Consider the following 1,145-nt stretch of genomic DNA (forward strand, 5'->3'; position numbering starts at 1 on the left):
AGAGCTTGCTTGTATTCGGCAGCCAGCATTTTGGCGCCTTTTAGCGTTAGGTGTCCTTCATCAAAATAAAGCAGCTCTTTGTCGTTATTTATGACCCGACAAGTTGGCGTGCAAAATACCGGTGCTGTCTCGACGATGCGATTCTTCAGTAAGTTTCTTAGGTAAGTCAATTCAGCTTTGTTTTCTTGCTCATAATCTTCGATGTTCTTATTTAGGACATCGTCTTCACCAATAGATTCAGCGAAGAGTGCTTTGGGTACGTGCTTTGAGTACGTTGTTATTGGAGCTATTATCGTTACTAAGATTAAATGTTCTTCCGCTTTTTGAATAAGATCTTCTAGCTTATCTTTGTCTACCCCCTTCGGTGAAAAATGTAGAACAATCCGTTTGGAACTGATTTTAAGGGCATCTGTAATCACTTCATCACTTGTTATCTTTCTTTTGGTCATTAGAGGGGTGTTCGTAACGTAAAAGTAAGTTTTGAAATTTTGTTCCTCTGCTACTTCGTTAAAACTGGTTTTAATCGAATCTGCGTGAGAGTTACCCACAATAAGGACGGCTTGAGCATTCAAGGACGTGGCACTAGAAATCGAGCATATTCGCTCTGATGGGTTCAGCATACGGAAGATTTTGCCACAACGGTAAGTTGCACGGTCTTCCCAAGCGGCAAAGATTTTCTGCTGATCAGCAGAAAATGCTTGTTGCTGAAATTGGGTGCCGAGGAATGCTGCAATGATTACAACTGCATAATTCGCAGCAATATAGCTTATAAGACGTTTTTGTTTGCGTAGTTCAATTAGGTGATAACTGGCGATTGATAGAACACAAGTAAGAGCAACCTGGAGAATAAGGCCCTCTTCTGTTGTACTCGATAATATTGTTCCGCCGAAAGGCGTGTAATCACACAAAATGATACCGGCCCGATTATTTGTACAGAGCCTTCTGCAAAGTTACTCCCCCTTGTTTTAGAAGACGCGGTAAAAATTGGTTTTACCCGTAACAAGCGCATGCTTGCGCAGTTTATGATGGTGTTGGAAGAACGCATTGTTGCCGTGCCTTATAAGCAATGGAGCAAGGTAGACGATGCGCTCTCCATCAAGTTTAAGCAGGCTGGACATATTCTTGGCTCGGCGTATGTAGAGTGT

At 42.2% G+C, this 1,145-nt stretch carries 1 protein-coding gene; it reads right to left on the reverse strand.

Going from position 1 to position 1,145, the window contains the following annotated elements; translation table 11 throughout:
• On the reverse strand, positions 1–908 hold a 908-nt coding region (locus tag A3762_RS02155; RefSeq protein ID WP_197468946.1), incomplete at its 3' end, for an SGNH hydrolase domain-containing protein.
• Positions 909–1,145: the final 237 nt, after the last annotated feature.

The sequence above is a fragment of the Oleiphilus sp. HI0125 genome (assembly GCF_001635355.1).